This is a genomic window from Vibrio sp. 1069 (genome assembly GCF_033340555.1).
The window spans coordinates 1-807 of sequence record NZ_JAWOWP010000246.1 but is presented as its reverse complement, the minus strand read 5'-3'; the positions used below and the strand labels follow the sequence as shown (position 1 = coordinate 807).

General features: G+C 47.8%; 1 protein-coding gene. It reads right to left on the bottom strand.

Features of this window, described 5'->3' with window-relative positions; genetic code table 11:
- Window positions 1-807, bottom strand: an 807-nt coding sequence (locus tag R7040_RS25760) for a Bcr/CflA family efflux MFS transporter (protein ID WP_318097474.1), incomplete at both ends; no start/stop codon positions are given.

The following is an 807-nucleotide window of genomic DNA, read 5'->3' as shown; positions in this document are numbered from 1 at the left end:
CGACGAAAATCAGCAATGCAGCAACGCTGAACAGGCCGATTAACTGGCGTAATACTTTCTCATCACCAAACTTACGTACGCCGACTTTACCTAAATAGCCACCAGCCATAAACGCAATGGTTTGAGGGATGAAGCTCAGACCAATGTCTTTGGCTTCATAGCCTAGTTGCGCCATGATTTCTGGCATACCAGTAAGGTAAGCAAAGAACGCTGCCGAAGCGGTTGCGAACATAAACACGTTACCTAGGTAAGTTTTTGAACCTAGTAACGCTTTAATATCCGCAGACATGCTGGTTTGTTTGATTTCGGCTTGTTCGTTCTTTTGTGCCATGGTGGCAGCAACCAGCACCACGCCAACAAGCGTTAATGCGATAAAAATACTGTGCCAACCAAAGCTATCCGCTAAAACCACACCCAGTTGAGGTGCAAGTGCTGGTGATAGTGCCACCAACGGCATGATGGTGGCAAAAATTTGCTGGCTACTGCTGGAGTAACGCTTGATTACCATCGCTTGCCAGATAACCGCAGGAGCACACACGCCGATTGCTTGCACAAAGCGCAGTGTCAGTAGCTGCCAAACTTCATCGCAGAATGCTAAGCCGAATGAGGCAATGGTAAAGAGTACCAGACCTGCGGCCAGCGTATTGCGGTGACCAAATTTATCCGATGCCAATCCCCACATCAGTTGACCAAAAGCCATACCTACAAGAAATACGGTCAGAGAAAGTGCGATTTGTTCGGGACCTGTAGCAAAGTCGATTTCCATCGCTTTGAACGCAGGTAAGTACATGTCAGTGGCAACAAAGC